The sequence below is a fragment of the Paenibacillus jiangxiensis genome, assembly GCF_046098255.1.
GTDB classification, from domain to species: domain Bacteria; phylum Bacillota; class Bacilli; order Paenibacillales; family Paenibacillaceae; genus Paenibacillus; species Paenibacillus jiagnxiensis.
In genome coordinates this window covers 1-1589 of record NZ_JBJURI010000069.1, presented here as the reverse complement: position 1 = coordinate 1589, position 1589 = coordinate 1, and the positions used below count along the sequence as shown (strand labels likewise).

1 protein-coding gene is annotated in these 1589 nt (G+C 53.9%); it reads right to left on the bottom strand.

The genetic code is table 11. The features are described 5' to 3' along the window. Positions 1–404: 404 nt before the first annotated feature. Positions 405–1589 (bottom strand): IS110 family RNA-guided transposase (locus ACI1P2_RS31320; protein WP_355327696.1); only part of this gene is annotated, 1185 nt, incomplete at its 5' end.

Here is a 1589-nt window from a genome sequence, read left to right as displayed (position 1 = left end):
TTAAGGTGTTTTCTCACGAATGCTCACTCATTCGCAGGATTTTACTGCCTTGAAAAGCGAAGAGATGAGCGGAGACCCGGACAAAAAGCCGTTGTTTCTTGCAAAAGGGTGTGCAGGAATAGAAGTCGTGCATCTGCGCACCTCTCCCATAAAATGGTTTTCTGCACCTTCCACTCGGCCCTTGGAGGTTCACCCTCCCATGTCTCTACGGGTCTTCGCCCTTACATTCCTTCGTTGTACCTGTCCAAGGCGTGGAGACCGATTGCGTTTAGATGATGGGTCATTTGCCCTTGCGGTTGCCGAACTCGGTTCTCTGTGCTCTCTTTGTTCAAAATCCTGCGAACGAGTCAATCTTCGTTTGACGACGGATATCGGCTAGGCTCGGTTACGTCAATGGACTTGGGCTAGGCGACCCGGATAACCGCGATCTCGGAGCGGTACAGCTCTCCCTTCTGGACCATGCCAATGAGGATGCGAGCGAGTTTGCCAATTAACTTGGTGATCGAAGCCATTTTCTTCATCCCTTTCTTCTGGTTGTACTCATGCCATCGCTTAAAGTCTGGATGTTGGCCAACCAAGGTCAGCACGCCTAGATAAAGATACTTGCGAAGCATGCTGTCCCCGCGCTTGGAGAGCTTGATCTGTCCCTTGAACTTGCCCGAAGTACGTTCCGCTAGATTCATACCGGCCCGGCGCAGCAACTGGCGCCCATGGGCATAGTTGCGCAAATCCCCGGCACAAGCCAGAAGGGCCGCGATGGTTATCGCTCCAAGCCCTTTAATACTTCGCAACTGCTCAGCAAACGGAATACAGCCTAGTAACGTCTTGACTTCCTGCTCGATTTCCTCAAGCAACTTGACGGCATATTCATACGCAGCCAGCAGACGCTGCAAATCACGCCGTGCTTCTTCAGGTGCCTGCGTATCGCCGATACTATGTGCAGCCACCAGAAGAAGCCGGGCGGCCTTCTCTTTGCCACTCGCTCCGCCGGCACGTTTCATCCCCTGCTCACGCCAAGTTTCGATCACCTCATCCGCACAAAGGCCCTGCAGATCGACAGGCAACGGAAAGGCATGGAGCGACGCCAGAGAACGCAAAATGGTCCAGTCCGGGAAGACCGAACGGAATTCCGGAAACTTCAGATCAATCCAGCGGATGATGCGATTTCCCAGGCTCACCTGCTGTTTGACCCAAAATTCTCGATCACTCATGACCGTCTTGAGGCGTTCGAACATGGCCGCCTCCGGCGTATAGTCGGTGTAAAAGCCTCGGCTCACCACATCAGCAATGTTCAAGGCATCCTTGGGATCGTTCTTGGACGGGGAATTGTCGCGATTTTCTTTATTGCGATGCACCGTCACCGGGTTCACCAGCACCACCGTGATCCCTTGCTCCCGCAACCAATTCGCGAGATTAAACCAATAGTGGCCTGTGGGCTCCATGCCGATGATGAGTGAGGACAGATGATGTCTGTCCTGTACGTCACGCGTCCAACGCAGAAACTTCTCAAAACCTTCCCGCGTGTTCGCAAACGACAGATGGCGCGGTGTGAGGACACGCCCCCGAAAATCGGTCACCTGGGCGGCGTG